This window comes from Nostoc sp. NMS7 (assembly GCF_017115085.1).
Taxonomy (GTDB): domain Bacteria; phylum Cyanobacteriota; class Cyanobacteriia; order Cyanobacteriales; family Nostocaceae; genus Nostoc.
The window spans coordinates 1-5700 of sequence record NZ_JABXKJ010000089.1 but is presented as its reverse complement, the minus strand read 5'-3'; the positions used below and the strand labels follow the sequence as shown (position 1 = coordinate 5700).

General features: G+C 42.1%; 3 protein-coding genes. 2 read left to right on the top strand and 1 reads right to left on the bottom strand.

All coding sequences use genetic code 11. The features are described 5' to 3' along the window. The first annotated feature begins 297 nt into the window (after positions 1–297). Both sfnG and HWQ38_RS09285 read left to right on the top strand, forming a co-directional pair. Positions 298–1392: a dimethylsulfone monooxygenase SfnG gene (gene sfnG, locus HWQ38_RS09290; RefSeq protein ID WP_292792524.1), complete on the top strand. Its 1095-nt coding sequence runs from the start codon at positions 298–300 to the stop codon at positions 1390–1392. A gap of 221 nt (positions 1393–1613) precedes the next feature. Continuing rightward, the gene (locus tag HWQ38_RS09285; RefSeq protein ID WP_292792522.1) at positions 1614–2426 is read left to right on the top strand and encodes an acyl-CoA dehydrogenase family protein; all 813 of its coding nucleotides are present in this window, start codon (positions 1614–1616) and stop codon (positions 2424–2426) included. A gap of 1092 nt (positions 2427–3518) precedes the next feature. Here HWQ38_RS09285 and HWQ38_RS09280 read toward each other — a convergent pair. Then, positions 3519–5213, bottom strand: coding sequence for an iron uptake porin (locus HWQ38_RS09280; RefSeq protein ID WP_292792520.1), 1695 nt, complete (start codon positions 5211–5213; stop codon positions 3519–3521). Positions 5214–5700 lie beyond the last annotated feature (487 nt).

The following is a 5700-nucleotide window of genomic DNA, read 5'->3' as shown; positions in this document are numbered from 1 at the left end:
ATTGATTCAACAATCGCTAATAATTTTTGCTTACCGCAACTTATTGAGCGGATACGTCTGATTCATTAATAAGTACGGTAGCACGGTCAAGATATGGTATATTGCCACTATCACATCCTGAGATTGTCTACTTGTAAACTCAGAATAGTTTCCAGCCGCTCTCAAGGTTTCGATTTTGACTAAGATTTTGCCCGATCAAGTTTTAGCTAATTTGTTAGTGATCAAAAATTCGGCTTTGTTGGATTACAAGCAAACTTAGACAAATAACCAAGAAGTTTCAATTACAAACGCACAATTATGGTAGATATTAAGTTCGCATACTGGATTCCCAACGTTAGCGGAGGGTTAGTAGTAAGCAAAATCCCCCAACGGACAGATTGGACTTACGAATACAATGCTCAACTAGCTCAAACAGCTGAAGAAGTTGGGTTTGAATATGCTCTAGCACAAGCCAGATTTATCGCTAGCTATGGCGCTGAGTACCAGCTAGAGGCACTTACAACCGTGTCAGCCCTAGCTCCTGTCACCAAGAAATTGAAGCTAATTGCAGCAGTTCACCCAGGATTATGGCATCCGGGAGTAGTTGCTAAAATCGGTGCCAGCATTGATTTTCTGTCAAACGGTCGATTTGCACTAAATGTGGTTAGCGGCTGGTTCAAAGATGAATTCACCATCTATGGTGAACCCTGGTTAGACCATGACGAACGCTATCGTCGTTCCGAAGAATTTATCCGTGTTCTCAAAGGTATGTGGACTGAGGATGAGTTTCACTTTAAGGGCGACTTTTATCGCATCAACGGTGGTTGGGTGAAGCCCAAACCAATTACCCAACCGCATCCAGAAATCTTCCAAGGCGGTAACTCGAAAGCAGCCCGGCGCATGGCTGGCCGTGTCTCTGATTGGTATTTTATGAATGGCAACACTATAGAAGGTGTGCGATCGCAGATTGAAGAAGTATCTGCATTAGCGAGTCTTGAAGGACGCAAAATTAAGTTTGGTCTGAATTCCTTTATCATCGTGCGAGATACGGAAGCAGAAGCTCATGAAGTATTGCGCGATATTATTGCCCAAGCAGATGTGGAGGCGGTAAAAGGATTTGGCGAAGCAGTGAAACAGGCAGGAGCTTCTACTCGTGAGCATCAGGGAATGTGGGCGAATTCCAATTTTGAAGACTTGGTGCAATATAACGATGGCTTCCGTTCCGGCTTGATTGGTACGGCTGATCAAGTAGCTGACAAGATTCGCCAGTTTTATGAAGTCGGAGTTGATCTAATTCTCGGTGGCTTCTTACACTACTCGGATGATTTGCCTGCATTTGGTAAGACAGTAATTCCGATTGTACGCGAATTAGAAGCTAATCGTCGTAAGGTTGATGAGTTAGTTGTGGTGTAGTAGATTCTTGACAGTTAACGACTTCTGCAAGTAGTTGTGTAGTTTATTTGGGAAGTCGTTTAATGGTTAAGCCCATTCTTACAAAAAGTTGATCATCCAAACAATCTTACCAGATTCAATCTGTGTATTGGCATATTGCAATCAGCCCTATAAATTACCACTAGCCAATGTATTTAGATCATTGTCTGGTTAAATACTGATCACAATCAAGGAGTTATATTATGACATCAGTAATTGATACTGAACAGAAGGCGCATATCATTCAGGATGACAAAGAAGCGATCGCGATCGCTCACGAACTAGCAGCTGAGTTTGCCAAAGGTGACTCAGAACGCGACCAAAATCGGCGTTTGCCTGCTGAGGAAGTGCAAAAGTTCTCCCAAAGCGGATTGTGGGGAATCACAGTCCCCAAAGAGTATGGTGGGGCTTTTGTATCGAGTGTCACCTTAGCAGAGGTCATTAAAATCATCTCCGAAGCTGATTCTAGCCTCGGTCAAATTCCCCAAAACCACCTCTACATGGTGGAAGCAGTTCGCTTGGATGGTACAGATGAGCAGAAGAAGTTCTTCTTTGATTTGGCTCTACAAGGCAAGCGCTTTGGTAACGCCTTCTCGGAAATTGGCACTAAGTCTGTTACTGATGTCCAAACAAAGTTAGAACCAGATGGTTCTGACTATGTACTCAACGGACGTAAATATTACTCCGCCGGGGCATTACTAGCTGATTGGGTTCCGGTGATTGCTAGCAATCAAGATGGTAAAACAGTAGTGGCATTTGTCGAAAGAGATGCCCCTGGATTGACGCTACTTGATGACTGGACGAGCTTCGGACAGCGTACTACAGCTAGCGGCACTACCATTATCGAAAATGTGAAAGTGAAGGCAGAACACGTCATTCCGCACTACTTAGCCTTTGAGAGAGCAACACCAATGGGTGCGATCGCGAGGAACAGTGAATTTAGTAGTGCTGTTGGCGTTAGTTTACATTACTGGAGAATCTTGGAAATTCATCTCTGCAAAAGCAATTCTCACTGATACATCTGTTGGCTTGTGGGGACAAACAGCAATCATTACAGCTGCTGCCAGTTTATTCTTCTTTGACAACACGATTGTCACCACCGAGGAAGTACGCGAATGGAATCCAGTAAGCGGCTTGATCAATATCTTTTTTGCCGTCTTCTTTATTGCCCCTGCACTCACCTTTTTACCACAAATGTGGGGACTTCAACCTTTTTACATTCCTTGGTATTGGTTTCCTTGTTCGACAGTATTCGGCAGTTTCTTTGAACGTTGGCCTTTGAATAAATTGGAACTAGGAATGCCACGTTTGGGGTTACTGCATACAGGTATTGTTTTATTACTCACTCTGATTACAGAATTGTTCCTCAAACAGCTAGGAATGGATTTGTTTACCACAACGACAGGCCCAACCTTTGCTGCAATTTGGACAACAGTTGGTTTAGGCTTGCTGTGGCAATTTAATATGTGGCCTTTCACACAGCTATCACAGCCTAGAAAAGGCATAGTTGCATCTGTTGGTAGTTTAATAATTTCGGTCTTGTTTTACCTGCTGACAGTATCTCTGGTAGGTCAAGAAAATATTATCCAAGGGCTTTACTGGTGGTTTAATATCCTTTGGGTTCAAGTATTCTTAATGGCTCCAGGATTATACGACGGTTTGAACCTTTGGCAGGATGTGCCGCCAATAGTTGAACAACAGCAACCCCTGAGCTTGAATAGTGAAGGGCGTTAATAAGCTAATCATCATTCGTTTTTCCAGAATTATTCGCTTTGAGTAAGGACTTTAGAGGATGTTTGAAAAGTATTGGGCGAATAGAATTCGCTACTACACAAACGAACGCGAGTGCGTCTCGCAGAGAAGTCCACCTCCGTGGACTAACGAAAAATCAAGAGTTTTTAACCCACAGAGGCGGTCAGTGAGCTTATCGAAGTGTGGGTTTTGTCTGTGTAGCCGCGACTTCCAGTCGCCAGGGCTAGTAATAAATTAGACTTTTCTTGTAGCGATCGCTATCCTCTGAAAGTTGATATATGCGGTGTGACTAGATCAATTCCGCAACGCCAAAATTTTGACGCTACCGAATTGTTCTTTGCACCTTTGGTGAATATCTAAAAGGTGAAGGTTGTTCTCACGGTGCCAATTACCGCATCCTGATTATCATCGTTTTGACCAGGAGCCGTGATCCAAATTACGCCAGGGGTGATGGCAATGTTATCTGTGAGCCGATACTTGTAAAAGCCTTCAATATGTAAGGATAAATCATTTGCAGGTGCAGGATTACCACCCCGATAAGGTTCTGCACCGACAAGAATACCACCAAGATTACCTTCTTTACCTAAATCTGGGAATGCCAACCCCAAAGCATAGTACCAAATATCTGCACTGCCACTACCTGCCAGATTTTTGGCGTTCGTGTAGCCAAAGAACCCATTGATTGCAACTTTAGGACTGAATTTGTAAAAAGCTTCTGCTCCATAAGAGTTTGTAATTACTTGATCAAAAGGTGTATTGGCCTGTGCAGTTCCAACGATCGCTCCACCACTACCCATATCAAATATCGCTCCCCGATTTTGGTAGGCATTTACATAGGTTAAACCAATGCCAGAGTTCTTGTTGGGGTTCCATGCTAGTTGGGCGATCGCCCCATATTGACCATTAAATAAACCGCTACCTGCCTCAGGGCTGGCATGATCTCCTGCTAAATAACCCAAGCTCAATACTACTTTGTCACTGAATTTGTAATTGATTCCTGCACCAGCACCACCACCAATTCTATAGATCGGGCTGGAAGAAGCAAATTCTGTCAGAGCGCGACCGGCTCCTGTGGCACTATCCAAATAGGGACTGAGAGTGGGAATGTAATCAAAAAATACTCCGTTTACTGCTCCTACATAAGCGTCTATTTTGTCTCCAATCGGGAAGTAATAAGCGAGCCAATCGAGAAAATCATTGTTGTTGGCTGGAGAGAGATTAAAGGTTTGAAGTCCTTCTCCTGTACCATTTGGCAGCTTCAAAGTAGTAGCATTACCGCCAGTCAAACGGACGTAGAGAGTATCTTTACCTGTAAAACTACTTATGAATTTCAGGCGAACTCTATCTTGAAAAACTGTGTTGCTACCATTAACTGAGCCACTGAAGGCATTTGTAACGGCAAAGACGGCTTCTCCTACTAGTTTGGTTGTTGTTGAAAACTGATTTGCTTCTAGTTCCGCAGTCCGAGCTTCTAAATTATCAACTCGACCCCGTAGAGTTGCTAGTTCAGGGCTAAATTCTGCTTGCAGTCTTTGTAAGGTAGTTAAGTCTTCTTTGGTAACTAAGTCTGATGTAGCTGTTGCAATTAGCTCATTTATCCGAGATAAACAAGCATTTAAGCCTGCTGCAAATTCATAGCGAGTAATGGCGCGGTTTCCCCGATAAGTACTATTTGGATAGCCTGCAATGCATCCATAACGCTCAACTAAAGACTGGAGTGCGCCAAATGCCCAATCAGTTGGCTGTACATCAGAAAACTGAGATACAGATGTTACTTGAGACATAGTGTTTGTCTGTTGGAAACTTGCATCACTATTGATTGCAGGAATTTTAGGCGTTTGTGCAATGGTTGTTTCTGAAGAATTGTCCTTGAAAGGTGGAGTTTGATTGGGACGTAGGCTGCGCTTGGTGAGTGCAGTTGATATATTTGTTTGAGTCCCATTCCCAACCACTAAATTCCTGTCTTCAGCATAAGCTGATGTGCTGGCTAGCAAAGTAGCACTCAAAATCATCGATTCCATGAATAAATTATGAAATGAACGATTGAACATTTCTATCACTCCCCTCACATTTTTGGTTTGAAAAATTTAGGAAAAGCCATCAGACATTTCAGTGATTTGTCAAGTTAAAAATTATGACTAGCCCTGAAAAATGTTGAATTACTTTAACACTCGAAAGTTTTCTATCACGAGACATCCAGATATAACCAGATGTATCAGTAACTCTCTGGCGTTTTCATCTGCATATTTAAGTTTAGAAAAGACTTTTTTTCACAAAACTAAAATCCCTGCACAAGCTGGTCTATCTGTAAAAAAAACATTGCAGTTTTACAGAATAATCTGAATTTATCGCCAATTGTTTACTAAATACTACAAATCTATCAATTTAAAGTAGATTATTGCATTCAAGTTAACAATATTGCATATATAGTCTTAAACAGAAATGTTGAATCCTAATACAAAACTTTACATATTTAATTACACTAACTCTAAAAAGCCTAAAATAGTCAACATGACATCATCTCCTCAAACCAATGAA

What these genes read in the sequence shown, in the direction of transcription:
- sfnG (WP_292792524.1), top strand. Translation starts at nt 298, where the DNA reads ATGGTAGATATTAAGTTCGCATACTGGATTCCCAACGTTAGCGGAGGG.
- HWQ38_RS09285 (WP_292792522.1), top strand. Translation starts at nt 1,614, where the DNA reads ATGACATCAGTAATTGATACTGAACAGAAGGCGCATATCATTCAGGAT.
- HWQ38_RS09280 (WP_292792520.1), bottom strand. Translation starts at nt 5,213, where the DNA reads ATGTTCAATCGTTCATTTCATAATTTATTCATGGAATCGATGATTTTG.